The 25,959-nt window shown below is 31.6% G+C and carries 34 protein-coding genes and 1 tRNA gene; 14 read left to right on the top strand and 21 right to left on the bottom strand.

Translation table 11 applies throughout. The features are described 5' to 3' along the window. Window positions 1-90 precede the first annotated feature (90 nt). From ACOMCU_RS25210 to ACOMCU_RS25150, 13 genes are all read left to right on the top strand, one after another. Window positions 91-396 carry a hypothetical protein gene (locus tag ACOMCU_RS25210; protein ID WP_421051857.1) on the top strand — a complete coding sequence of 102 codons (306 nt, stop codon included), beginning with the start codon at window positions 91-93 and terminating at the stop codon, window positions 394-396. A gap of 29 nt (window positions 397-425) precedes the next feature. Further along, on the top strand, window positions 426-812 hold the full coding sequence (locus ACOMCU_RS25205; RefSeq protein WP_421051856.1) for a hypothetical protein: 387 nt from the start codon (window positions 426-428) through the stop codon (window positions 810-812). 141 nt (window positions 813-953) lie between these two features. Continuing rightward, complete coding sequence (locus tag ACOMCU_RS25200; RefSeq protein ID WP_421051855.1) at window positions 954-3,053, top strand: DNA topoisomerase; 2,100 nt, start codon at window positions 954-956, stop codon at window positions 3,051-3,053. Window positions 3,054-3,184: 131 nt separating this feature from the next. Then, complete coding sequence (locus tag ACOMCU_RS25195; RefSeq protein WP_421051853.1) at window positions 3,185-3,475, top strand: hypothetical protein; 291 nt, start codon at window positions 3,185-3,187, stop codon at window positions 3,473-3,475. Window positions 3,476-3,540: 65 nt separating this feature from the next. After that, window positions 3,541-3,921, top strand: coding sequence for a hypothetical protein (locus ACOMCU_RS25190; RefSeq protein ID WP_421051852.1), 381 nt, complete (start codon window positions 3,541-3,543; stop codon window positions 3,919-3,921). Window positions 3,922-4,112: 191 nt separating this feature from the next. Then, complete coding sequence (locus ACOMCU_RS25185) at window positions 4,113-5,411, top strand: hypothetical protein (RefSeq protein ID WP_421051850.1); 1,299 nt, start codon at window positions 4,113-4,115, stop codon at window positions 5,409-5,411. Between the two features lie 2 nt (window positions 5,412-5,413). Continuing rightward, complete coding sequence (locus ACOMCU_RS25180; protein ID WP_421051849.1) at window positions 5,414-6,502, top strand: DUF2325 domain-containing protein; 1,089 nt, start codon at window positions 5,414-5,416, stop codon at window positions 6,500-6,502. A 183-nt stretch (window positions 6,503-6,685) separates the two neighbouring features. After that, window positions 6,686-7,198 (top strand): hypothetical protein, encoded by a 513-nt coding sequence (locus tag ACOMCU_RS25175; protein WP_421051848.1) that lies wholly within the window; start codon window positions 6,686-6,688, stop codon window positions 7,196-7,198. A 55-nt stretch (window positions 7,199-7,253) separates the two neighbouring features. After that, window positions 7,254-7,436 carry a hypothetical protein gene (locus ACOMCU_RS25170; protein ID WP_421051847.1) on the top strand — a complete coding sequence of 61 codons (183 nt, stop codon included), beginning with the start codon at window positions 7,254-7,256 and terminating at the stop codon, window positions 7,434-7,436. Window positions 7,437-7,454: 18 nt separating this feature from the next. Then, window positions 7,455-7,910 carry a hypothetical protein gene (locus tag ACOMCU_RS25165; RefSeq protein ID WP_421051846.1) on the top strand — a complete coding sequence of 152 codons (456 nt, stop codon included), beginning with the start codon at window positions 7,455-7,457 and terminating at the stop codon, window positions 7,908-7,910. Between the two features lie 37 nt (window positions 7,911-7,947). Continuing rightward, window positions 7,948-8,130, top strand: coding sequence for a hypothetical protein (locus ACOMCU_RS25160; RefSeq protein WP_421051845.1), 183 nt, complete (start codon window positions 7,948-7,950; stop codon window positions 8,128-8,130). A 376-nt stretch (window positions 8,131-8,506) separates the two neighbouring features. Beyond that, window positions 8,507-10,612, top strand: coding sequence for a DNA topoisomerase (locus ACOMCU_RS25155; protein ID WP_421051843.1), 2,106 nt, complete (start codon window positions 8,507-8,509; stop codon window positions 10,610-10,612). 72 nt (window positions 10,613-10,684) lie between these two features. Continuing rightward, the gene (locus ACOMCU_RS25150) at window positions 10,685-10,903 is read left to right on the top strand and encodes a hypothetical protein (RefSeq protein WP_421051842.1); all 219 of its coding nucleotides are present in this window, start codon (window positions 10,685-10,687) and stop codon (window positions 10,901-10,903) included. A gap of 97 nt (window positions 10,904-11,000) precedes the next feature. On the opposite strand, the gene ACOMCU_RS25145 is transcribed toward ACOMCU_RS25150, so the two are convergent. The 6 genes from ACOMCU_RS25145 to ACOMCU_RS25120 all read right to left on the bottom strand — a co-directional run bounded on the left by ACOMCU_RS25145 (window position 11,001) and on the right by ACOMCU_RS25120 (window position 16,107). Then, window positions 11,001-11,294 (bottom strand): hypothetical protein, encoded by a 294-nt coding sequence (locus tag ACOMCU_RS25145; RefSeq protein WP_421051841.1) that lies wholly within the window; start codon window positions 11,292-11,294, stop codon window positions 11,001-11,003. Between the two features lie 26 nt (window positions 11,295-11,320). Further along, the gene (gene xerS / locus ACOMCU_RS25140) at window positions 11,321-12,481 is read right to left on the bottom strand and encodes a tyrosine recombinase XerS (RefSeq protein ID WP_421051840.1); all 1,161 of its coding nucleotides are present in this window, start codon (window positions 12,479-12,481) and stop codon (window positions 11,321-11,323) included. A gap of 83 nt (window positions 12,482-12,564) precedes the next feature. Continuing rightward, window positions 12,565-13,026, bottom strand: a complete 462-nt coding sequence (locus ACOMCU_RS25135) for a helix-turn-helix domain-containing protein (protein WP_421051839.1) — start codon at window positions 13,024-13,026, stop codon at window positions 12,565-12,567. 123 nt (window positions 13,027-13,149) lie between these two features. Next, on the bottom strand, window positions 13,150-13,545 hold the full coding sequence (locus ACOMCU_RS25130) for a hypothetical protein (RefSeq protein ID WP_421051838.1): 396 nt from the start codon (window positions 13,543-13,545) through the stop codon (window positions 13,150-13,152). Window positions 13,546-14,492: 947 nt separating this feature from the next. Then, window positions 14,493-14,960, bottom strand: a complete 468-nt coding sequence (locus tag ACOMCU_RS25125) for a hypothetical protein (RefSeq protein ID WP_421051837.1) — start codon at window positions 14,958-14,960, stop codon at window positions 14,493-14,495. A gap of 244 nt (window positions 14,961-15,204) precedes the next feature. Continuing rightward, window positions 15,205-16,107 carry a DNA ligase gene (locus ACOMCU_RS25120; protein ID WP_421051836.1) on the bottom strand — a complete coding sequence of 301 codons (903 nt, stop codon included), beginning with the start codon at window positions 16,105-16,107 and terminating at the stop codon, window positions 15,205-15,207. Between the two features lie 841 nt (window positions 16,108-16,948). Between ACOMCU_RS25120 and ACOMCU_RS25115 the strand changes: the two genes are divergently transcribed. Beyond that, window positions 16,949-17,368, top strand: coding sequence for a helix-turn-helix domain-containing protein (locus tag ACOMCU_RS25115; protein ID WP_421051834.1), 420 nt, complete (start codon window positions 16,949-16,951; stop codon window positions 17,366-17,368). Between the two features lie 17 nt (window positions 17,369-17,385). On the opposite strand, the gene ACOMCU_RS25110 is transcribed toward ACOMCU_RS25115, so the two are convergent. The 15 genes from ACOMCU_RS25110 to ACOMCU_RS25040 form a co-directional block, all read right to left on the bottom strand. After that, window positions 17,386-18,021 (bottom strand): DUF6036 family nucleotidyltransferase, encoded by a 636-nt coding sequence (locus ACOMCU_RS25110; RefSeq protein ID WP_421051832.1) that lies wholly within the window; start codon window positions 18,019-18,021, stop codon window positions 17,386-17,388. Then, window positions 18,018-18,203 (bottom strand): hypothetical protein, encoded by a 186-nt coding sequence (locus ACOMCU_RS25105; RefSeq protein ID WP_421051831.1) that lies wholly within the window; start codon window positions 18,201-18,203, stop codon window positions 18,018-18,020. Before ACOMCU_RS25105 ends, ACOMCU_RS25110 begins: the two co-directional genes overlap by 4 nt. A gap of 172 nt (window positions 18,204-18,375) precedes the next feature. After that, on the bottom strand, window positions 18,376-19,617 hold the full coding sequence (locus ACOMCU_RS25100) for a phosphoadenosine phosphosulfate reductase family protein (RefSeq protein ID WP_421051830.1): 1,242 nt from the start codon (window positions 19,615-19,617) through the stop codon (window positions 18,376-18,378). Window positions 19,618-19,744: 127 nt separating this feature from the next. Then, window positions 19,745-19,999, bottom strand: coding sequence for an LPD28 domain-containing protein (locus ACOMCU_RS25095; RefSeq protein ID WP_421051829.1), 255 nt, complete (start codon window positions 19,997-19,999; stop codon window positions 19,745-19,747). Window positions 20,000-20,041: 42 nt separating this feature from the next. Next, on the bottom strand, window positions 20,042-20,482 hold the full coding sequence (locus ACOMCU_RS25090; RefSeq protein WP_421051828.1) for a hypothetical protein: 441 nt from the start codon (window positions 20,480-20,482) through the stop codon (window positions 20,042-20,044). Between the two features lie 206 nt (window positions 20,483-20,688). Further along, entirely contained in the window at window positions 20,689-20,856 is a 168-nt protein-coding gene (locus ACOMCU_RS25085) for a hypothetical protein (RefSeq protein WP_421051827.1), read from the bottom strand. A 290-nt stretch (window positions 20,857-21,146) separates the two neighbouring features. Further along, window positions 21,147-21,392, bottom strand: a complete 246-nt coding sequence (locus tag ACOMCU_RS25080) for a glutaredoxin family protein (RefSeq protein WP_421051826.1) — start codon at window positions 21,390-21,392, stop codon at window positions 21,147-21,149. Between the two features lie 79 nt (window positions 21,393-21,471). Continuing rightward, a tRNA-Cys gene (locus ACOMCU_RS25075) sits at window positions 21,472-21,542 on the bottom strand. A gap of 116 nt (window positions 21,543-21,658) precedes the next feature. Next, a complete protein-coding gene (locus tag ACOMCU_RS25070; protein WP_421051825.1) occupies window positions 21,659-21,901 on the bottom strand; it encodes a helix-turn-helix domain-containing protein in 243 nt (80 codons plus the stop codon). Window positions 21,902-21,907: 6 nt separating this feature from the next. Further along, entirely contained in the window at window positions 21,908-22,069 is a 162-nt protein-coding gene (locus ACOMCU_RS25065) for a YvrJ family protein (RefSeq protein ID WP_421051870.1), read from the bottom strand. A gap of 2 nt (window positions 22,070-22,071) precedes the next feature. Further along, window positions 22,072-22,710 (bottom strand): sigma factor-like helix-turn-helix DNA-binding protein, encoded by a 639-nt coding sequence (locus ACOMCU_RS25060; RefSeq protein ID WP_421051824.1) that lies wholly within the window; start codon window positions 22,708-22,710, stop codon window positions 22,072-22,074. Window positions 22,711-22,895: 185 nt separating this feature from the next. Beyond that, window positions 22,896-24,038, bottom strand: coding sequence for a S8 family peptidase (locus ACOMCU_RS25055; RefSeq protein ID WP_421051823.1), 1,143 nt, complete (start codon window positions 24,036-24,038; stop codon window positions 22,896-22,898). A 243-nt stretch (window positions 24,039-24,281) separates the two neighbouring features. Beyond that, window positions 24,282-25,115, bottom strand: a complete 834-nt coding sequence (locus tag ACOMCU_RS25050) for a hypothetical protein (protein WP_421051822.1) — start codon at window positions 25,113-25,115, stop codon at window positions 24,282-24,284. Between the two features lie 83 nt (window positions 25,116-25,198). Next, window positions 25,199-25,597 (bottom strand): hypothetical protein, encoded by a 399-nt coding sequence (locus ACOMCU_RS25045; protein WP_421051821.1) that lies wholly within the window; start codon window positions 25,595-25,597, stop codon window positions 25,199-25,201. Window positions 25,598-25,618: 21 nt separating this feature from the next. Beyond that, the coding region (locus ACOMCU_RS25040; protein ID WP_421051820.1) for a helix-turn-helix transcriptional regulator at window positions 25,619-25,959 on the bottom strand (341 nt) is incomplete at its 5' end.

Below are 25,959 nucleotides of genomic sequence, written 5' to 3'. Positions count from 1 at the left end.
TGTTATTTACTTCTGGCACTTGTTTGTCCTTTTTTGAGAGAAACGTGAAATTGTTATAGATTTAGAAATATAGAAAGGGATGAACAAGATATGTTAGAACAAATATCCTTATTTGATGAAAAATGCAATGCAGACAACGGACAAGATAACGTGAAACTTATCATTCAAGAAGAACCGACACTAATTCCTTATGTTGGACAGAAAGTAAAGATTAAAGTACCTGAAGATGAAAATTGTGAAATTTATCAGTATTTAAAGGGGTATTGCAGCTCTCTATTATCAAAAGTTGGTGAAATCCAGGAAATAAAACTATATCCTTCAGGTAAATACACATGTACAGTTAATTTCCTTGGTGATATCGTGTTATTAAATCCTGAGAATCTTTACCTCTTATAAAAATATAACTGAAAAGAAAGGAGGATTGTATGGCTACATCCATGTTTAAAGTAAATACTTTTATTAAAATCAATCCTACAGTGCAGTGTCCATATGAGTTAGAATATGAAATAGAGATTTTTGACGAGGGTTTTAAAAAACGACTAAAAATGCTTCAAGATATGGACTTTAAAGTTGTAATTTTAGAAAATCTGTTCAAATATAAGATTACATTAATGCGTAGGTTATTTCTTTCTACTTCCTTCAAAAATATTCCACCATTTCATGATCTTTATCTAGTAGATACTCCAGCTATTATTCGGTTCTCTACAAAGAAAGAAGCAGAGAAGTTTAATTTGAAATTTAATGATTGTTTGAGGGAAGCACTAAATTATGAACAAGAACAATATATTAAGTTAAGACAAGAAGCTAATTAAACAACTTTTATTGTTATTGATGTATATTAAAAAATTGTTATAATTAATTTAAGTAGAGAAGTACTTTACTAACCACTTTTGTGTGGACTAGTAAAGTACTTCTCTTTTTTTTTAAAAAAAATCTAAAGGGCGTGCTTTTAAATGACAACTTTAATAATTGCTGAAAAAAGAGATGCTGCGAGATCAATAGCAGAAGCATTGTCTCCACAACACACAGATAAAGAAGGATTTATTCAAGGTTCTAATAATCTTATATACACATGGGCAAGCGGACATCTTTTAGAAATAAAATCCCCAGGTGAAATGAAGAAAGAATGGGAAGATTGGGCATGGGAAACTCTCCCCATGATTCCTGAAAGCATTCAACTAAAACCTATTGCAAAATCACTTAAACAATTAGGTGTTATAAAAAAATTAGTAAACGATGCTTCTGTTATTATCAACGCGGCGGACGCTGGAACGGAAGGTGAAGTAATCTTTAATTTTATAGCAATTTACTTACGCTTTAATAAACCTATATATCGCTTGTGGACGTCTTCATTACAACCTGTGGCCATTCAGAAAGCGTATAAAGCAATGAAGCCTGCAAGTGATTATAACGCCTTAAAACAGGCTGGTTTTTCAAGAGCAATCTCTGATTGGATTATTGGGCTAAATGCAACGCGTGCATTAACGTTGGCTGGTGGTGGTAAAACGATTCATGCGGGACGGGTGCAAACTCCAGTTCTAGCATTAGTTTATGACAGGTACAAAGAAAGATCTTCTTTTACAAAGTTGAAGTATTTCCCACTATTAGCCACATTTTCTCAAGGAGATGAGAAATATCAAGGATATTTTGTTGGGGATCGTATGACAGTTCTAAACCATGCAAAATCCATTTGTGAAAAGATTAATATGCAAAGCGGTAAAATAACATCGATAAAAGAGGAAAAAAAGCAGACTCCTCCGCCACTATTAATGGATTTGACTGATATTTCAAGGATTGCTAACCAAAAATTTAGTTACACAGCATTTAAAACACTCGAAATCATTCAAGAATTATATCTTAAAAAATATGTCACTTATCCGCGTACCGGGTCCAGATACATCACAGTGGATGAAATTCCATTAATGCATAAATCATTTGATGTACTAAAAGACCAATTCTCAGCTTTAGCACACAATGGAGATAAAAGCCTGGTTAATGAAAAGAATAGTCGAATAGTAAACCCTAAAAAGGTCGTTGATCACCATGCACTCTTACCTGAACCAGTTATTGCAACAAATCTTAGTAAGGATGAAGAAAATGTATATATGATTGTTGTGGAGCGATTTTTCTCTCAATTCCAACAGCCTCTTCACTACAATCAATTAGAGGTCGAAACTGAAGTACAAGGTATCTATTTTAAATCTAAATTCAAACAAACGATAAACCTTGGCTGGACAGCTATTTTAAAGGAAGAAGAATATGATGAAAATACTGTAAAAACGGATGGACAGGAACTCAATGGTTATCCTACATTAGCGGAGGCAGAAGTGGTATGTAAGGATGTTAAAATAGAAGAAAAGGAGACATCACCACCAGCAGCGTATACTGATGGCTCTCTTATTGATACGATGTCTAATATAAGTAATAAGATTTCTGATCCATTTTTAAAAGCAAAATTAAAAGATTGTGGAATTGGAACAAGTGCCACACGTGCTAATATAATTAAAAAATTGATTGAAACTGAATACCTTGCTTATGAGAAAAAATCTATCTCGATCACAAAAAAAGGAATCAATGTGATTGAAATGTTACGGAAAACAAATATTCGATTACTGACTTCACCAGAATTAACAGCCCAGTGGGAGAAAGAATTGGAGGAAATACGAAATGGGAAGTCGAGTAAATCGTTTATGGATGGTATTAAGAATTTCGCAAATATTATTATCGAAGAAGCCAAAAGCTTAAAAGTTAATTCTGAAGATTTTATACAGACTTATGGAAAGTGTCCCACTTGTGGCAAAAACATTTTATTGAATAGAACAAGTTATTATTGTTCAGGGTATAAAGAAGGATGTAAGTTTTTCATTTGGGCAACTCAATTCCATAAAAATATAACGCCAAAAATGTTAGAACAACTACTATTAAAAGGCAAAACATCCAAGCTTACTTTTTCTTCGCAAAAATCGACAAAATCAGCATATAAAGCGAAATTAATTTTACCCAAAAACCTAGATGGCGGTAAGCTCGAACTCGAATTTGACGCAAAACAATAAACAATTCTGAATTATCTAGTCCTTTTGCAATTAGGTATATAATAATGTAGAATAAAACTGACTTTACATTAACAAAATATAACAATATTTTTTTAAAAAATTTAATTTGTAAAAAGGATGGATGATTCTTAATGGGCCGTCAAAAAACGTACGAGTTTGTCCGAATAAAAGATAAAATGATAGAAGAGGATATATTAATAGTAATTGCAAATATTAGAGAGGTCATAAAAGACTCAAATACCGGAAATGTTAATGTGTTATCACGTCATTCACATTCTGCAGAATATCCGTTAAACAATATCCCTTTGGATATACAGGTATTAGAAGCCGTTGAACCAACTGAAATAAGCCCTCAAGAATTTGACCAACTCACTAAACTATATAAAAATGATATTAACAGCTTTTTACTTTACACACCTTAATTTTTTCTATATATCTAGAGAATTGTTCTCTTAGAAATATTTCTTAGAAGGGCGGTTAGTGAGTTATGGCAAACAATATTGAAAATACTATGGATTTATTTAAAGATTACCCTTATATGCATGGGGTTATTGAAGATCATAAGCTTGAAAATGAGCTTCATCGTATAAAATGGCATTTTTTCGATGAAAAAGAGGTTAATGAACAATTTGGAAAAATATTAGAGACATACGAGTTGTTGACTTCCTCTGCTATTCCTAACATTATTTCTGGTCGTGAAAACGCGATACAAGATTATGTTAATATCGGAAACCAATTACATGTATTCTCAAAAGAACAAGCTAGACATGAGTTAAATATGTCAAATGAAGATGTAGCAAGGCTCTTTGCAAAAGTTGAATTAGGTGGCGCAAAATATTGCACAAAAGAAAATCCTCAACAACTTTAATTGCATTTTAAAACAACGGGTTTTTTACCTGTTGTTTTTCTTTTTTAATTGTTTAGCTATTAACAAAGTCATATATATGTGGTAATATTAAGGAAAATATCATGTGCAAATTGCGAAGAACGCATTTATCCTAAAAGGGATAGATGCGTTTTTTTTTCGATTTCTCACATAAGAAAGGATAGATATAAATTATGAGCACAATTATTTTCATTCATAAAGTAACTAAGCTAAAATTTGAATTCTCTTATATTGAGATACGGTCACAGTATGCACTTCAGTTCCAAAAAGAACTTTTAATGCTTCATGTAAATAGAAAGGAATATGAAATATTTTGCTCATGTAACAAGCTGGCTCGAATGCATACACGACTTAATTCAAATAGCGGTAAAATCTACTTCGCCACAAATGCTGGTCTAGCAAAAGAACACAAAGAAGGTTGCATACATTTTGAAAATTTAACTGATACACAATTACAAGGTGTTTATTACCCAGCAATAGAAATTAAGAGCTATGATCATATAAAACTTTCCGTTAATCATTTGGGGATAGTAGATGTTTCTTCAGGTAATAACCGTAAGAAAAGTTATTCACTTAATAAAAGAAACAGTTATAACAAAGGTAACATGACTATCGGTAGTTTTGGCCGTGAATTACTCAGCAGAGCTTGGGAGTTAGCTATGGATAACCACTTTTACAATAATATTGAAGAAAATGGGATAAAAAAATATAAATATCCATCCATCTTTGTAATGAGACAGGCTTTAAGTAGTTTATTCATAGGGAAAGATAATCCACAAGTGAAGGTTGAAATAAGTAAAAAAAATTTTTTGCAGGATAAATTAATGCTAGGATTTGAAAAAACCGGAAGAATATATCATGAAAATAAAAGGGGTGTAAATCCCGTTATCTTAATGCCCTTTAAAAAGGAAAATATAGAGATTGATTTCGATGAATCCTATCATCTACTCAAATTGCCTGGTTACGATAATAACGAGAGAGAATTGTTAATTGATAAAAACGAATGGTTAGAAATCACGAAAACAGATAAAACTAGAGTGAATTATTATAATCACAATCAATTTTTCATTATAGGATTAGGTAAAACAAATACATACAATAAGCCTCCAATTATATACAATGCGGAATTAATACCAACAACTGATCGAGGGTTATTTGTAGACAGTTCCTTTGAAAATAAATTATTTGTTCAACTTGAAAAAAATAGACGTAATTTTATTAAACCGAATCAATTACTGGAAGTACTAGATTTTTTAAAACCTGATGCTATTTTGCGCGATACGTATAGACCTTATATCATTGAAGTATTCGGAATGTCTGAATCTGAAATGGAGTACCATAAATCCCGTTTAAAGAAAATAGAATACTATGAATCATTAAGTGATTACGGTTTTTATAAGTGGGATGCGTTCAATATGGAAGATATAAAGCCGTTCCCTAAGAAAATACCAGGTAAAACAAAGGAGAGATAATAATGTATGAAAAAGTCAAAAAAGAAATGATAAGTACCATTCAAAACATGTCCTTAGAAGATGATTTTTGTGAAGTACAAAAGAAGTTAGAGGCATTATTTAGCATCCTGATTTCTACAAAAGCGTATATACCTAAATTGTTTGAACATGAGCCAGTTACTGATAAATATGATGAGCAAAAGAACCATGCTAGTTCGCCAAAAGGATATCAATTAGAACGGAGATTAAGAGGAGGAATACTTCAAATCACTGACGATCATTCAATTTATGTTCCTGAAACGATAATTCGGAATCAAAATTTTAAAAAAGGTGATATGATCAATCCAAAAAAAATCCCCAATTCAAATAACTTCTTTTACGAAAAAGTAAAAGACGGTCCTAAATTAGTCAATGACTCTAGAGGCGAAATAGATTATTGTATCGTTTCTGAACAAAAAGTTAATAGCCTGTATACAGCTTCGCAATATTTAGCAGATGGTGTAGCAACCCTTATTAAATTAGACAATGAGGTACCAATGGCATTTCTTATCAGTGAAGAGGATACACAAAAATTTAGATTAGTACCCGGAAGTATTGTGAGTATAGCCTATGACAAGAACAAACCAACAACAAATAGGGTTATATGGTGTTATCAAGAAGAGGATATTCCTAAAAGACCAAAGCCATCAGGCTATTATAAAACATCAAATTCAGCTACAGACCCAGAGGAATTAAAGAATGAATCCAATAAAAATGACTTATGGGTTAGATTCGAAAATTCGAAAAGCCTTTTAGACGATAAAGAAGTACTGTTGATAGGCTCCGACTTTAAAAAAGCTGAATATAATCAATTGGCCTCTGAGGTAAATTTCAACTTAACTGTTATGACAGGACATGAAAAAGAAACTCAACTACAAGCAGCTATTCGAAACAGTGACATGGTATTAATAGCTAGCGGGCACTTAACACATCATCGTTCTGAATTACCAAGAGAAATCTGCAAGTTATATAACATCCCAATGAGATTCATTTCATTGAGTGTATCTGGTATGAAAAGAGGCCTTCTAGATTTTATTGAAAATCCGGAAGTTCTTGTTTCAAACAGTTACTAGAAGGAGACAAATTGATGTCTAAGAAAAATATTTATCCTTTTTTATTATTAGGAACTTACATTTTATTTTTATGCTCCTTTTTAACTTATATCTCGTTTGTAGCATTAGGAGCAGAAGATATTTTTATTAATGCTTTCAAACATCTACTTATCTAACAAATCATAACTGAAAGGAGGTTTTATGATGTTTAAAAAACTTCTATCAAAAAATGGTTCTAGTAATCCAACAATCTCATTTCGCAATGGTAAAAATGAAATCACTTTCTCAACAAATATAGAATCTTATGAGAGTATTAAAAGCTTCTTGGAAAACCGAATAGAGAAACAATTAATCACACGATTAGAATTATCCAATCTAATCGAAGGAGAATTAAATGAACATGCATCAAATGATGACGTTCAAATACACCTTATGTCAATAATCCCTAGTTTGATTAATGTAGTATTTCAGCACAATCATTATGCATTTATCTTCCAACAGGATACCTTGACAGACCTTAGCCGTTCTGATGATCTTCAGCAAGCGGTCTTTGCTTTAACACAGATGAAATATTATTATTCTATTACTCATATCCTTGATTATTTATTAGGTTATAAAGAACCTAAGGAACCTTTGAGCTTTATGGAAATATACCTGGTCTATACTCTTATTAATAGCATTCTGTTTAACACTTCAAAGCAGATTGATGCGGTCTAAAAATACATATAATTACAGGTGGTCCTTTAATTCTTAAACTGAAAGGAAGTAAGAAATGACACATGAAGAATTTATGGAGCAGTTGCCATTTAGTAAAGGTATCTGGATGGCATTAGCGACAATCAATGAACTAGTTAACGAGGGGTTCACCCATGAAGATACAAACAAAATTCTGTTATATGCCGTACAAGCTCATGCTAATAATGTTTTTGTAGGGAACGAAAAAAAGTTAAACTAAAAGTGGAGGAATAGAATCATGAATTCTAATGTAGCTGCAGCTGTATCTACAACAACCATAGAGAATGTCGTTAATTTACCTTCCTATACAGTTGTAATACAAATGAATATGGATAACTACAGTTTTGAATTACTAACCAATTTTGAATTTATGGCGGGAAGTAAAGAAGCAGCCCTTAAAGTTGCTGGTCCTATGCTAAATGACCTCATACCATTTGTAGAGGCTAATTACGATTCAAATCAACAAGAGTTAACAATCAGAATAGAAGATAATAAGTACTTTGATAGTATTGAGATACGTAATTTTGAAATATATGACGAATCTCAATTTGATCTTGTTTCAACTCTTAGCTCAGCTACTAATCTTAAATGCTATTCTTTTGTCTCAAGAGAACAGTTTTATGAGCACCTAACAACGCAACCTTATAACCTTAAATTTGAAGCTGTAGGTTATGGTATAGCACTCTTAAATTAATGTTGATGACGAGTGACAAAAAAGGAGGAAGAAGGTAATGGGGTATGATATTTCTTTATTTAAAGTACCAGAGGAACTAAAAGTTCAACATATTAATGAGGATGTATTGTTTGATATTGCATATGGTGACGATTATCCAAATTGCTTACTAGTATATACTAATTTTTCCTTGGGTAATCCTAAATCCATAGATTTCGCAGAAGTTTTTAACATTTTTTAACAAATAACGATTTTTTAAAAATCTATAAAATTGATGATTATAATGAAACAAAAAACAGATTACAAACAATGTCTTTAGATGATGAACTATTAAAAAAGATAAACAAGTTTCTTAATGTCATAAAGCATGAATTAAATAAGGGTGAAATAATCTTTTTTTGCTGTGGTTAGTGAACAGCACCAACTACATTAGTTTTAAATGACTTTAATATTCGTCTATAGTTGAGTGAATCAAGAGTATATGTTATTGTTTACTTAATATAAAGTGATATACGAAAATAATCTTATTTGATGCTAACGGAAGCACCGATACATCGTCTTTTCAGACATGTATTGGTGCTTTTTTATTTTAGTATTTGAATAGTGGGGTGATAACTTTGTCGATTGTAGTAGTCATAGCCGAGAAGCCAGATGCTGCTTATGCAATAGCTAATGCACTAACTGACGCATATAAAGAGTGTAACGGCTATTTGATGGGAAATAACGGTCTACTTATAACTTGGACTCAAGGTCACCTTTTAACAATTAAGGAGCCTGGAGAAATCAATCCTGAATGGGAAGATTGGTCTTGGGATACTTTACCCATTCTACCACCTTATTTAACGCTTAAACCGCTTCCTAACGCTCAAAAACAGCTAAATGTTATAGCTAACCTAGTTATGAACTGCCATATGATAGTTAACGCATTAGATGCCGGACTTGAAGGGGAAGTAATATATGCTTACCTGGCAACTTATTTAAAACTTACTGACTTTCCAACAAAACGACTATGGACCGCTTCACTACAACCTTCTGCAATAAAGAAAGCATTTACGGAAATGAAGGATGGTAGCGAATATCAGTATTTAAGAAATGCTGGCTTGGCTCGGAGTATGGGTGACTATATTTTAGGAATAAATAGTACCAGAAGTATTACATTGGCTGGCGGTGGAAAAACATTATCAACTGGTCGGATTCTCTCACCAACTTTAGCTTTAATTTACGATCGACAAGTTGCTAGAGAACAATTTGAAGAGGAAATTTACTATGCACTAAAAGGATCTTTCCAACAAGGTTCGATCTTTTATGATTCTACGTTTAAAGGTGATAGATTAACAGATTATGAAGAGGTTGAGAAAATCATCCGATTAGTTGAAAAACAAGAAGGACTCGTACAGTTTACTGATGATACAAAGTCTCAAATGCCTCCGCTCCTTCCTAATCTTACAGATATAACAGCAATGGCCAATCAACGCCATGGAATCAAAGTATCAGATGGAGTTAAGATTCTGCAAAAATTGTATCTCAAGAAACTGATCACTTATCCCAGGACTTCTAGTCGATACGTAACTCCAGATGAATTAAGCCTTTTACATGCGTCCTACCAAGGTTTGATTGAGGTGTTTCCTAATTTAAAAAAGGGGAGTGACATAAATCGGGTGAACCTTAATAATAAGCGTATATTTAACCCTCAACATGTTCAAGATCACCATGCAATTTTACCTGAAGCTAATAAACCTGTTGATTTAACTGAAGATGAAAAGTTGGTTTATCAAATAATTGTTGAGAGGTTCTTTTTACAGTTTCAACACCCTGTAAAATCGTTGCAGAGGAAAGTTTCAACAATAATTAACGATTACCATTTTCAAACTACATTCAAAAAAATAATTGATTATGGATGGAAAGGTCTAAATATAGATTTTACTCACCACTTAGTTGATGATCTAGATGATGATGAAATGGTGGGACAAGAGGTAGATGAATTACCTAATATTCAGATGGATGTCCATATTAATAATGTTGGTATGGAAGCAAAGGAAAGAAAGACCACGGCTCCCTCACTTTATACTGAAGGCTCTCTAATGAAACAGATGGAAGACATAAACGTACTTATTACGGATAAAAAGTTTAAGGAGGCGTTAAAAGGTTGTGGTATAGGAACTAGTGCTACGCGTGCTGAAACTATAAAAAAATTGCAGGATAATGGATATATTACTTCTCAGAAAAAGAAACTGGAGGTAACAAAGCTAGGGAAGACTGTAATCGAATTACTCCGAAAATCAAAAGTACCTTTATTAACTTCACCAGAATTAACAGCAAAATGGGAACTTGAACTAGATGAGATTAAGAAAGGGAAGGATATACGGCCTTTCAATGATGCAGTAGCTAATTTTACAATGAACTTTGTTGAAGAAATGAAAGTAATTGCTTTAACAGATGAAACCGTAACAACTTTTAGTGCAAAATGTCCATGCTGCGGTATGCCAGTAAAAGAGAACACTAAGGTATATTATTGTACTAAAAACAATACAGATTGCACTTTCTTCTTATGGAAAAAGCAATACAATAAAAACATTTCTCTAAAAATGTTAGATGATTTGCTTCAAAAAGGGGAGACTTCTTTATTAACCTTTACAACCAAAGACAAAAAAAGAAAGTATAAAGCTAGATTAAAAATGGTACTACCTATTCAACAAGGTAAGCTTCAATTGGAGTATATATAGATTTATAAAATTTAGGCTCTGTTAACCCTCCATTTTGTACGAACGGGAGGACTGTAGAAAGGTGGAAAATTTATGGCTAAAACAAGCATTGACACAGGTTGGTGTGTTGAGGGATTGAAAATCATACCCGAAGATAGGGCGTGTTCCGCTTGTGGGGAACACATTTCAGATGAAGATCAAGAAACTAAAGGCGGTTGGTTTGACTTTGACAAAAACGGAGAAGTAGGTTTCGTTCATCTAAATTGTTACCTTGCCGAAAATCAAGCCCCAATGTTGGAAGGACCTAGCTGAGATTGTGAAAAAAGCTAAAAAATAAGTAGTACACATATCGATAAAATAAATAAAAACGCGCTAAGAGCTCATTGAGGAGTTTAAAGCACGTTTTTATTTAATTATTTAAGCGCCAGTAGTTGTAAAAAAGGAGAATTAACCATGTTATAAGAACGGTATTACCTAATAGATTTATTATAATTCTATTTCTACGAATTTTCTTGAAATCTGATTTTGTCCGTACATCACAAAGCCCCTTAAAAAGCGATTTAACTTCTTCATCTGGAGTGTCAATATTAACATTCTTTAATAGCATATTCACTTTATCTTCATTCACTTCTGGAATACGATATACTTCAACATATTTACGACATTTCTTATCCATTTTAAAGATAGAAACTAAATTACTCATAAACATTTCTCCTTCGACACGTTAAGTTACTCATTTGAAAAATGGTCATTATTCAAAGCTTCACTAACACGTTCCATAGCTTTTGCTCTTGTTTCATCGGCCATATTAACGTATAGGCTTGTGGTATTTAAGTTAGAGTGACCCAATTGATCGCTTAATAATTTAATATCGCCATCATTCTCTTCATAATAAACCAATGAAAAGGAGTGTCTCAATTTATGTGGCGAAAGTCCATTTACACTCTTGGAATTTGTAACTTGTTCTAAATAAGCAGAAGTGTATTTCTGGACCATATCTTGAATAGCCCGGTGTGAAATATTCTTTATCCCTCCATGACTTGTTACGAAAAGGAAGGGGGAGTACTCTGCACCTAAGTATCGTTTGTTACGCACCTCTAGGTATCTTTCTATGGCCATTAACGAGTCGATTGTGATTGAAAGGGTTTGATGTGCGCCACCTTTTCGTTCAACAGAAATTTTAATATTATGAAAGTCAATATTATTTATTTCCAAAGAGACCAACTCAGCTAATCGAATGCCACTGCCTAAAAATAGTGAACAAATAGCAAAGTCTCGTTCCTTATCCCGCTTGAAAGTAGATAGTTTCCGATGGTTATCAGCTATTGTGTTTTCATAATCATTATGCAGGAATTCTAAAAATCCTTTTATCTGGTTCTGTTTTAATATTTTATCGTTTAATGCAGATGCTCTTGTAGCAGCAGAGACCTTTATACGTTTTAGCGGAAACTTTTCCATTACATTTCTCTCAATGTAAGTATCACCTGCACCATTTTCCGTTTCATTAACTAAATACTTAAACAATGAACGTAGAGCGCTTTTTGCACGGTTAACAGTAGTGTCTTTTCTTGTTTCATATACTTTATGTTTTTGCTTTATTTCAGAAGCAATATTCTCATTATTCAATTTGTCAAAGTAGGTTTTAACAATATCTTTACGGAGCCCATCTAAGGCTTCTAATGGTACTTCTTTAGCGTTATTAACGCTAACAATACCTTCAACCACTAACCAGTTGAAAAAGGTCTTATATTCGTATATGTACTTCGACAGGGTATTGACTGAGAAGTTATCTTCTTTCTCTTCATAAAACTCGGAAATGTAGTAGGGTAGGTCTTTTAAATTTTCTTTGGCTAATCGTAGCATGTTTTGTTCTTCTTGAGTAAGTGCCAAAAAAATCACTCCTTTTACCTCTAATGAGAACAGATATTCGTATAATACAATTTTTACGAACATTTGTTCCGTTATATTTTTTATTAAATGATTTCTTTATATTGGCGGTAGAGCCTCATAAAATAAATATCTATATCTCCATCAGTTGGATTTACTTCTTCAAATGGATCTGGGCCACAGGTAGCTATGTCATACATCAGATATACTGCCTCTGCAATATTTAAGTGGCTATCGAGAAATTTACCATGTCCTTTATATCGTAAATAATCCCTTATATATTCAACTATGTCCCCATAATAAAACCATTCTACTGTTAACCCGCGGTGGCAAAGTCCCATTACTTTTTCCGCAACTGGCAGTGGGGGTAATGCTAGTCCTCTAAGATAAGAATTGAGCGTAGATTTTGGTATTTCTAATACTTTTGCCATTTCCGACAATGGTAGTATATTCTCTTTTTGGATAGCTTTTAATCTAGCAGCAACCTTTTGTTTTTTAGGTTTCATTGTTCTTTCAGGTATCGGATACATATAAGTAATCACATCCATTTTTTAATAACATATTAAAATTAACTTAATACAAATCTAAACATCTCATAAACAAATATGGGAACACTGCATACCAATTAATTTTAATTGTGAAATACTTTAATTAAATCTTTTTAATCCCGGTTAGTTTAAAAACTCTGTAAAGTCTTCCGTGAAACCATCAATTAATTTACAGGGGATGGTTTCTCTATTGCTAATAAAATATGATGTTAAACGATGAAATCCATCATGAATAATGAAATCACCATTACTGTAGAAGGGGTGATTAAATATCTGAATCAATTGAATAGGTTCTATTTCTTTCTGTAGAATAAAGTAAGCAATTCGACTTGCATGTTCTTCAACCGACCAATTTTTTATATTAATGTTATAGTTTTCACTTTTAATTTTTCTGATTTCTACCATTTTATTGATTAAAGAAATTGGAACAATACCCTCATTCCAAATACTAATATCACCATTTTCATTAAGAATCGAAGAATTTTCTATGAGTCTTGAGACGCTTTTCTCTAAAATCATTTACTTAACCTCCTTTTTAAGATTAAACACTTTTCATTGCGTTCAATCGTTTAGTCTTCAACGGAATGGTTAAACCTACAGGAATAGCACACAATATACTAAATAACACAATATAAAATTCGTCTGTTTTAAATAAGATTAGAATTAAAATGATAAGTATGGTAAAATTACAGACAATTTCGAGTTTCAATTGATTTAATGGATTCTTTCGAAGTAGCAAAGACCCAATAGACAAACACAGTAATGATGTTAATAGTAAAATCATTAGTATCTCCAAATTTTTCACCTCTATATCAATTTTACCATACTAGCTTTTTCATCGCTACAGATATTCGTAAAATTTCTATTATGCGAATATCTGAAAAATCATCCTATGCCCCCCTCCTACAAACATTTGTCCACGTACTGTACATGGACATGTATATGGACAAGAACTTGCAGACACTTCGGACATGAACTTCCGGACAGTTTATTTTTTGGACAGTGATGTCTGGACATTCTTGTCCTTTTAACATCAAATCCGGACATTCTTGTTTTTAATTTTGGACATGAATGTCCAGACAAAAATAAAAATGTCTAAAAGTTCTTGTCCTTTTTATACAAAGTCTAAAAGTTCTTGTCTTTATTTTTGGACAAGAACCTTTAGACAAATTATTAAAGATTGCTTATCTAATAGCATATTGAGTGTCCGGAAGTTCTTGTCCACGTACAGTTGTAATGTTGCTGTTGAATATGGACATGAATCTACAGACGCATATACTAAGGCTTCAAGGTTTTACAAAGCAAATATAATCACGTATGTCTAGAAGTTCTTGTCCTTTTGTACATATCATCTAATTCTAAATTAAAGGACTTTAAATATTCAGCAGCATTAGTTTGCATTATTTCCCTCCTTTTCTTTCTTAATGCTTTCCCACTTAAAATGGAAAAAAATCATTGTTTTCTAGCTATTCAACTATCTTCCCATTAGCAAATACATTTTTTCTAATGTTGAATGTTACAATCGCAAGTATAGAAACAATTATATAATTAGTGAATCCACTGAAAAAATCATTGTTTAACAATTTCGGGAAACTATCTCCTATGAAAATGGAGCAGAGTATTGTGTATACTAAAAGTGTTCCAATCCAAGAGATAATGAAATTAAAAATTCTAGATACTCTAGGAAAGTAAATAACTAGATATTTTAAAGCAATATAGTATAGTACGCAAGGAACAATAAAAAATAAAGCATCCCAAAAGTAAACTGCTTTCCCACTTGCTATTTTTACCGTAATAATTTCATGTAATGAATAGGAAGTGAATACTCCTAAAAGAATAAAATCTATTAAAACAGCTACAGTTTTACTAACCATTTTAGAAATTTTAACAAAGATAAAAAATGATATTAGTAAAACTATAATCAATGGCAACATTTTTTCACCTCTAATAATTTGGTATTAATTACATAACACAATTATATCAAATATAGAATGATTAACCATGGTGAATTTGGTTCCAACGCTTTATTATTACACCAAATATTTGTTTCCTTTTTATAAAACTACACCGGACATTCTCGTAGTTTAAAGCGACTTCAAATGTCAAATAAAAAATCACCTCAATGAATAACTACAGAGGTGATTTGTATCAAACTTCTTAATAAACGTACTAACTTTTTTACAAAGCTGCATCTAGGGGCTTTTCAAAACTAAATCCTTTAAACGATACTGTTCTTAAAGATCCCGTGTTAGTTTTTTCTAGATACTGAACTTTGCAATATAAACTCGGCTCTAGCCACACCATATTGTGGTCTACCTTCGTTGTAATCTGTTTAGCGATTTGTCTAAAGGCAACCTTTTCTTCAGGTTTAAATCCAAACTCGACATTAGCAAGGGGCTTATATTTACCATTACTTAATCGTGTACCTACTAGCATTGTAAATGGATTTTCTTTATAACCTAAAATAACAACATCAGTTATTTTAAAATGCTTATATTTTAACCAATCATGTGATCGTTGATTAATTCGATAAATTGAATCGCTTCGTTTACCTACGATTCCTTCCATACCCTTTTCTTTAGTTAGTTGAAAAATTTCTCTACCATTACCAACTATTGAAGGGGTAACAAGTATGTTATTTGAAGGTTCGATAATTGATGTTAATTTTTCCTTACGTTCAATTAAAGGTTGATGTGTATAAGGCTTTTCAGTCGCTAATATATCAAATGCAATGAATGTAGCTGGATGTGTTATAGTAGCTTGCTCAATCTTATCTCTATTTGAAAGTCTACCTCTGAATGCGAAGTCTTCAAATACAGATACACCATTTCGTAAAACTACACCTTCGCAATCAATGATAGCTGTATGATTCTTAATTGACTTTCCTACAGATTGTAACTCAGGAAATTTAGCGGTTACATTATTTCCATGACGTGTAAATGCTTCGACTCTATCCCCATTTTTGTGTAAAAGGATGCGCCAACCATCCCATTTTATATCATAAATCCAACTCGGATCATCCACTATTTCATCATTGTTACCCATTTGTAGTAAAATTGGACTTATTGGAGTAAATAACATTGTATATCCCCCCCTTATCTAGCATTATCTCATGATTAATAAGACAATAATACTAGAAAAACAAGGAAGGAGTGTTAATTACCAAGACAAAAGTACTCATGTAATAACAAGCATTTTAATACTAAATATGGACTTACTTAGCTATCTTTTTATTTAAAGATAATTTTCACATTTTATGATACCTTATCCTCTTAATTCGGTTATATTTCTTTCTCACTTGTTTTTAAATTTCGCCATTTTTTTATAATAACCGGGATCATAATAAGTGATGCACTAATGAATAATGATGCCCATACGTTTGATGATTTATCGTTTATTAATACAAAACTATATAAAAAAGAGTTACTTATAAATAGTAGTAACAGTAATAGTGTCCTTATAAAATCCAATTTTTTCGAATTATTTCGAACATAGAAAGTTCCAATAATAATAATCCCCAGTGTGAAAGATACAACTGGTATTAGTATATTTAATATCATTAATATATCCCCCTATTAGATAAAAATAATACCGCTTCCTCAAAACTACATTCATTTTTTCTCACTTAGCAGCTTCTTTATTTATAATTGTTCCTTATCCATTTCCTAAACGGTAATAAATAATTTTAATATTTCATATGTATATTCTATCGTACCTTTGCAATTTTAAAACTATAAAATTCAAAATCTATTCAAATGAAAAACAGTAAACCTACTTTTAAATTCTGGGTACGAAATAGTTTGGTTTTTCATTCTGAGTAGACTTCCCAATGCCCTTCCTATCCTCTTTTAGACAACCCTATATATGATTGCTATAATAAGCCAATATCACCCTTAATTTAAGCAGCCAAGGAGATTCTAATATGAACGACTTTCAATCTATAGATATTGATATAATCTTAGCAAATAGATTAAAATATTTAAGAAAATCTAGAGATAAAACACAACAAGATATTGCAAATATGCTTAATATTACGCGTCCAGCATATTCAGCTTATGAACGTGCAAAAAGAAGTCCTGATTTTAAGCATTTAGAGAAACTAATAAACTATTATAATGTATCGTTTGATTTCATTTTTGGACGTGATAGTTTGCCTAACATTGATGATATTGATATTGCAATAATATTAGATTCTATACTTGAAGAAGTTAAGCATAAAAATGAATTAGTTTTCTTTGGTGATGCACTTTCCAATATAGCTAAAGAGAACCTTTTTGAAACTATAGAGTTACTTATTAAACAAATCGATCGAATAAATAAAAAAGAGACCTTGAATATTTAATTCAAGATCTCTTTTGTTTATTCTTCTTGCTTTTCTTTCTCTTTCTCTATTACTTCAACCCATGAATCAAACATCTCCTGGGTGCTTTTATATTTAGTAGATACTTCTTTTTTCATATAATCTAAATCGACCATATGAAAATAGCGACTTAACATATTGAATCCCCAATATCTGTTGGTTTCATGTTCACTACCATCTAGCCTATCTAAAATGATATCTTCAATAGAGATTACATAAACGTATGCTTCTTCTCCATTTTCATCAATAAACTGAAACTTCGTTACTTTGTCATAATCCCCATATAATTCACTATCAACCACATCAATAACTAACTCCAACTCTTCTAGTACAAAAACACGTGATGATTTGTCAAACCCCATATCTTTTAAATCTTCACGAAGTCGTATGCTGGAAGAAGATACAATGTCTATATCACGTGTTGTATAGTTATTTTGTGTATAAATCTCTACTGATAAGCCTCCAACTATTATAGGTTGCGCATGAATACGATTATATGGATTGTGATGTTCCATATGTTCTGTTAGTATTTTTGCCGCTTCCATCATAACTTTAAATTTCTGTTCTTTAATTGAAGCTAAAGCAAGTAATTTTTGCTTAGTATTTTTAATTAATTCTTCTCTACTAACCGTCATTTCAAGTAGAACCCATCTAAAGCTTCTTGTTCTTCTTTAATACGCGGTCTTCGAGTACCATTTTTATTTAAACGTTTACTTGGATCATTAAATTTATCGTTATATGCTCTAACTGCAATATCAGCAAATGTTTGAGTTTCTTGTGCCAATTTCATTACACCTTGAATTGTCATAGTTCTCATGATTTTCTCATCTCCTATTTGCAGGATTATTAATTACATACTAACACATACTAATTAATAAATCATGCTTAGTACTTTGAATTGTTTATTAAAAATTTGTTTTTAATTAGTCTTATTATGATATTGTATGCTTGTATTAATACATACGAAGCAGACATATCTAATGCCTGTTTTAATTATTACTTACATCACATACAGATGATTCAATATCGCTAAAATCAACAAAACAACCGCACCCACCAAATTCAAATAAGTCGAACTGTTTACTTTTTTGTTTATGAACCATAGTTGGTCTATTTTGTAATCCTTCAGATAATACATCCCAATAGAAATTTCTTAATGGATAAGCACTAGAAATACCTTTGCTTCTCTTTTTCATGAATGAATAGTTAGTCGGTTTAAGATGTCTTGTTTCAAACAGCTTAAGCTTTTTATTTGATTCATTCAATTTCATGAAATGTTTACTTTTTCGCATTTCCTGAAATTTAACTCTCTTCCATTTCCCTTTTCTATTCTTTTTAAATCCATACTCAATTAGCAATAATTCTGTTTCAAATTTTGTCGCTGTAATACAAGGATGCACATATACATTAGGTTTAGTGGTAATACCATTAAAATAATCAGCATAAGCATCATTTAATTCTTTCAAAAGGATTTCTTGGGTATCGAAGGGAATAACCTCGCTCTCTGGAAGGTACTTCGTAGCCCTTATATAGTGGCTTGCTGCAACGTATCGACTCATATGAAATTCCTGCGTCATGGTTTCCTTAAATAGCTCCGGTAATTGTTGTAACAGGTTTATATAGTGAGCCTGACCAGCTTTTACACAGCGTCCCTTACAATTATTATGGGCAAAGCCGTAATCATACAATCTAGGTTTTTTGATGTTGTAAATTTCTAATGCTGCACCTTTATCAATCAGTTCATCTATTAAAGGCATTTTCACCTCGTATGGTTGCCAATTTAAAGCGATTTTTCTTTTTCGATGTTCTTCTTCCCATCCTATACCGAAATATAAAATAGTTTTTGAAATGAATGAGTCATGTAATGGATCGATTTCTTGTTTTAAATAGTTTTTATTTCTATACTTAAAAATCTTCGGCTTCAAACCACGCTTAAAGTAATTTAGAGCGACTTCCATTTTTAATACAGTCGAACAGCGTCCAATTCTGCTATTAAAAACTGTTGCTTCTTTAAACATTAATTGAATGGGGTTTATTCCTCTTGAATGATACAGTAGTGGCAATTCAAGCTTATCGCTAACCTCATAAATAAATCTATAAAGATCCTCATCTTCCCAAAGTGTATCCGTAAAATAAAGTAAAATATTGTCCTTTGGATAGTTAGTTTTAACATAATGAGCAACTTCAAAACTTGCTATACCACCGCTAAAAAATATAACGTGATTATTCATTTATTTAATCCTCCTTGAATTAAGTGAAAGCTTTATAAAAAAGAAAGGCACTTTCTAAAAAATAGAACTGAGAATTGCTATTACAGCAATATCATTGTTCACTTCTGAAGAAAGTGCTTATATATTGTTAGATAATCTCTAAAATTGCATCTTTTTGAGCTTCTGTTAAATACAAATAATTACCGCCAGTTTTTAAGGATAAAGGTTTTTTAACAGCAATCGTTCCAAGATGATTTATTGTTAAAAGTTTAGCTACCATAACTGGTCTAAAACTGCCATCTTCATGGCTGACATCATAATAATGTAAATTTGGTTCTCTTTTTTCTTTTGGAACACGTAAGCCAGAGGCAAATACTATTTTTTGATATTGTAATTGGGGCATATTTATTCTCCTTTTCTAGAAATGGCATTAAGACGCACGCAATCACTCATTTTCCCAAGTAATAAAATGGCCAAATGCGCTATTACCATCTTGACTGACTAACGTCATTTCAGTGAAAAATACATCCTTATTAAAATAGGCCATTAAGTCGAACAAATCGCCCCACGTATTAACAACAAAGTCATGGTCACCACCATAGTGAAGCACTAACTCCTCTTTAAGTTCTCCTTTAAAATCTTCACTAGTTGTAAGTTCAAAGAAAACCTTATACTCTCCGATTGAAGTATTTCTAATTGCTTCTAAATCAGAAGTTGGTACATATTCAATAACTGAAGAATATGTAAGACGCTTGTTGAAAGGATAAAACTGCGTGAAATTCTGTAGTTCCGCTTCTGTTGATATAGTTATAAAAAGCCCTCCAACACGGTCAATTCCATAAATGTACGATGCATTCTTATTCTCACTAACATGATTAAATTGCATAATAATTTCCCTCTTTCAGTTTATAATTTGATTTTCAAAGATTTAATTACTGTTCATAACAAAACACATAATTTCCTCCTCTACATTATTTTTTGAATAAAACCAATAACAATTAGCCTGGGCCTCTCAGAGAAGACTAATAAAATATTTAAGTGATTATCAGTTCATTCAATAAATGGAATTACAATTGCAGTCCCTAGAATTAATTATTCAAACTCGTTATACAGCAAATAATGTACACCTTTGGAATAACTTTGATCAAACCAATGCCAAATAGCCTCTCGACTAGTACCTACATTGAAATGCAACCATTTTTCTGAAATAACCATTTCTCCGCCTTCATTTTCGTCAAACGGTATGTTTTCTAGATCCATCCATAGCCCTTCTAATTGTTTATCATTTGAGCTAATATAAATCCCTCCTTTTTATTTGAGAACAACAAAAAGCACTTTCTCAAATAGTTCAGACGAATCCCTGTAAATGAATTCGTTTTGAACACTCTTTAAGAAAGTGCTGAGTAATCGCTCTACCGTCTGGTTAAGCGTGAAAGTTGAATCTACAAATATGGATTTAATGTATCACATTCTTTTATTCGGGTCAAACCCAAATAGAAGCAATGCTTGGTTGAAATTAAGTATTTTTTTAATGTAACTCTGGTAAACATTCATTTATAATTGATATTAGAAAGTTCTTCCTTGTTAAATCCGCTGACTGTTAGAACAATCTCTCCTGCATCTTTTATAATTGTAAATGGTGTGCCTGTTGCGCCTAGTGCTTTAAATTCTTGAAAATATATAGCATTACTATTAATGTCTCTTTCCTCAAAAGCAATCCCTTTCTCTGTTAAGAATTTCTTTAGTTGAATGCAAAATCCACAACTGTTATTTGAGTATACAATGATTTCCGCCATAATCTTCCTCCTAAACTTTGTTTTATAAAATAAATTAATGTGGGTGGAGTCACTCTCCTTTTTGTATTAATGTTATAAAAGGTGACACTCGGATTCGAACCGAAGATAAAGGTTTTGCAGACCTTGGCCTTACCACTTGGCTATGCCACCAGGAAAATCATATATAATAAAGAAATAAAAGCTATTAAAATAACAACCTTTTTAAAACTAAAACGGCCCAACGTTGATCATTTGACCGTTTTAGAAAAGAAATAATTGTATATATTTTAATTTTGTTGGTCACTATATTTTTTTTTCAATTCCCAGAATCCTGGAACAGAATTTACATCATATTTTTTTATAGTATTAACTAGTTTAATAAGTAAATCTTGTCGTAAATCTTCTCTATAATGTGGATGAGTTTGATAGAGACAATGTTTCAATTTAGGTTCAAAATAACTTAAAACTGTTAATAAAGCCTTATCATCATATTTCGATTTTTCTACAAGAGCAATCAATTCTTGCGGCATTTATTTTCAATCCTTTCTTAAGCTTTTAATAACTTCTGATAAGTGATTAATACTTATTTCAAGGTTTTCTATTTTCTTTTCGAATCTAATAAATAGATATACCGTTATTGCAATAGGGAATCCAAAATTTCCAATTAACATAATCCATTCTGGTGGTTCTGTTAACATCATTAATCCACCCCCTTTTTATTTCCTTTCCCCCCTTTATTCTTATGGATCTCGATATAAGTTAGCATATTTTCCAAAGCTTTCTTATGAGTTTTAGAGACTGCTTGCTGAGTTTTGTATAATTTCTGGCCAATCTCTGTATCGCTTAATCCTTCTACATATGCTAAATTTATAATTTCCTTTTGCTTTTTGGTTAATGAATTCAAAGCGCCATACAATATTGGACAGGTTATATGTTCATCTAAGTTATCATTTATAACTATCTCATCAAGCGGGTTATAAGATTGTTCGTCAACTATTAAATCGAGAAATGTCTCATCACCTTCATTAGAATTAATTGAAGCATCTAAGGTAGGAGAAAACCTTGAATTTATAAGCCTTACTCGTTTGTCATAATTAATAGAATTAAATTTAAGAGTTGTAGAAATATGAGAAATAAAGCGAATTTTAGAATAAAATTGTTTAAATAAAATATCTAAATTCTTCATATTTTCAGGTGTAGGATTTGATATCGTTTCTGTATAAATATTCTTGTAAGTTGGTATTTTCAGAAAGGAAATCACCAAGTCGTTATTTAACAACTCCGGATTTTCCACTTCAAATCTCCTGATTTTTTCTTCAGCACATGCATTTTCAAACATAAAAAGCACCCCTTCAATAAAACAAACGTTCTTATTTATTAATAAATTAGAGCGTATGTTCCTATTTTCGGTTAAAAAAAAAGAGCATATGTTCTTTTTATCTTAAAAAAAGAACGCTTAACCACATTAACCCATAACTTACATCTAAGATTATTTTAACATTATATAGATCGTATTCAAATGTTTTACATAAGATTTTTAATCTGTCTTACTGTAGAAGCAGATTCTTGAATCAATGATACTAGAAATTCCCTTTCATATTCTGATGAATTCTCTTTCAGGCATTGAGTAAAAAAGGCTTGAGATTTTCGAGCTTCACAAAAGCATTTAAAAAGTAATGATTTATCTAGTAAATCTTCGGGTTTTTTAATATAATCACCCTCTATATTAACGTCTTTTGATAGATTAAGAATAGAAATCGTTTCTTCGGAATCCCCAATTTGTACATTGTCTGTGTACTGCATTAAATACTTAAATAGTTGCGATTCTGTAGGTTTTGATTTTATTAAGTTTTCATATTTATTTATTAATAATGCTAATGCCCCTGTTACATGTGGAGCAGCCATAGAAGTCCCGGATAAATCGGCGTAATCAGTGTTTAAATATGTTGATTTAATATCAACTCCTGGAGCATAAATATCTACTTCTTTATTAGTACTCGTGAAATTGGCAACTTTATTATTATTATCAATAGCACCGACAGCTATCACTTCCTCGTATCCCGCTGGATAAGTATATTCGTCAGTTGATAAATCTCCATCACCTTCATTACCAGATGCTACAACAACGGCAATATTATTAGAAATGGCTTGTTTTATTGCATTATGAAGACTTTCTTTAGATATCGATAGACCTAATGATAAGGATAGAATGTTAACTCTTTCTTTGTTTGGACCAGTCCAATTTATAGAATATTCAATGGCTTTAACCAATGAATCAACTGTCCCACTACCTCTATAATCTAAGACTTTTAAAATTAGTAAACTTACTTCAGGGGCTACCCCGACTATCCCTAAATTATTATAAGAAGCTGCTATTGTTCCAGCTACATGTGTACCATGTCCGTTTAAATCTTCAAATATAGTAACTTCTCCATCTGACTCATTTGTAAAATTATACCCACCAATAATGCGATCCTTTAAGTCTAAATGATTATAGTTGCAACCCGTATCTAATATTGCTACAACAACCCCCTTACCTGTATATCCTTGTTCCCAAAAGTACTTAGCACCAATACTAGTAATATTATTAGTTACTTCATCTTTTAATATCTCTTCATTATAAGAATTAGATTTTACTAATAATTTAACTTGTTGAGTATAGTTCACTCTCCAACACCCCCAATAAAATTTGTATAGTATATATAGAAGAAGCAATCCTAAATATCACAACCTTTTTTAAATATTTCCTTTAAAAAAGTTAGCTATTAGATTTGGCCCTGAAAAAGTAAAATTGAGGAACCCTTTTCTGACAGAGTTTAACCTCTATATATGGTATAACTAGCTGGATTGATTTATTTTTTACAATCAAAAAAAGAACGCAACTAAATATCGTTGCGTTCTAAATTTTTATTACTTCGTCGGACATTCATTCGGTCGTGATGCGTTAGAAACGCACATGCGACAAGTCCATGCAGCACTAGCTATCTTCACTCCACATGAAACACATCCAATACAAATCAACGGGTTAAGACATCCACAGCACATGCCAATACAAGAACTTGCCCAAATAAGACAGTCAATAATGCCAGAGCATAATTCTTGATCCATACATTCAGCCCATGTTAGAGAGCACGTATTTGCCTGAACTGTTACAATTTCATTGTCTTCATTGATAAAGGTTCTTTCCACACCTAAAAATGCAACAGGAATATTACTGCTTTCATCGACAGCAAGTAAACCAATCTCAATTTCATTTTTGTAAATAGGCCAAATAAATAATGATGTTGATTCACTATAAGTTTCAATTTCTTTCTCAAAAGCAGTTTTCTGATTTTGAATAACATACTCTTCATCTTTTTTAATTGTATAGCCTTCAGCTGTTAGATGATTGGCAATTCTTCCTAGTTTTTCATTATCGGTAGTAGTACTCTGTTGTAGTGATTTTAATAGATTAGTACTTTTGGTTTTCGTTGCAACATTATAAAAATAAGTCTCATTTAATTCTACATATTGAACTTCTCCATCTAATCCTTCGAATGTCTTGATTGGAACACTATATAGACTTCCAATCATTTTTTCCTTTGCCTTTGTTTGAACCTTTCCTGGAGCGAAATCAACCTTACTTGCTTTTAATTTAGAAAAATCTGCTGCAAGGTTAAACTTCGATGTAACTCGACCTTTAATTTTCTCCACTACTGTTTGTTGTTCCAGTGCGTTTAAAGATAATGCATTCATTACTGTCATAAAAAAATTCCTCCTATATGGTGTCTTGTTGTACGTACACCATATATAGAAGAATTAAAATGAAATTAAACAACCTTTAATTGTTATTTAATAAATTGTTGTACTATTTGAGAAATCATAAATACCAAAAAACTAAAAATAATGGCAGCAATTATCGTATCAAATGGTTCAAATATAAAGAACCCTTGATGTAATCCATAAGCTCCGATTAACAAAAATAACATAATAAATACATAAGATATCGCCAATGACAATTTAATTTTCCCTAAAATTCGACGATCCGCCACTACATAGCTACTATTCCAACCATCCTTCTTTTTATCAATTAAGAATCGGATGGCCTGATAACCTAAAATTAGAGATACTACTCCCCAAACAATCCAAAAATTATCCCCTCTACCATATGCAGTGTAGCTTAAATATACAAGTGATAAGAATAAGTATGTGTAAAAAATTAAAACCATCCATTTTTTTGAACGCATATTAATTTCCTCCTTAATTCTTTATTCTTCATGAAAAAAAAACAGTTTTTCAATTGGTTCATTTAATACCAAAGAAATCATTAGTACTACACCAATTGATGGCTCATATTTCTGTTTCTCAATGGCAATAACTGTTTGTCTGTGTACACCAATTTTCTCAGCAAATTCTACTTGTGTTAGGTCGATTAATCGCCGGTAATAGCGAACATTGTTATTTACTTTGCGGTTTTTCAATATATCCACCCCTATAATGTATTCTAACATATACAAAATGTATTGTAAACTATACATTATTAAATTGTCAGAAATATAATAAAGTGAAGTATTTATCAACTGAACTAAAAAAGCTTTGCGATGGTTTT

Source organism: Lysinibacillus sp. UGB7, assembly GCF_049058285.1.
Taxonomy (GTDB): Bacteria; Bacillota; Bacilli; order Bacillales_A; family Planococcaceae; genus Lysinibacillus; species Lysinibacillus sphaericus_B.
Note: the sequence above shows the minus strand (reverse complement) of the source record. Positions and strands in the feature narration are given on the sequence as shown.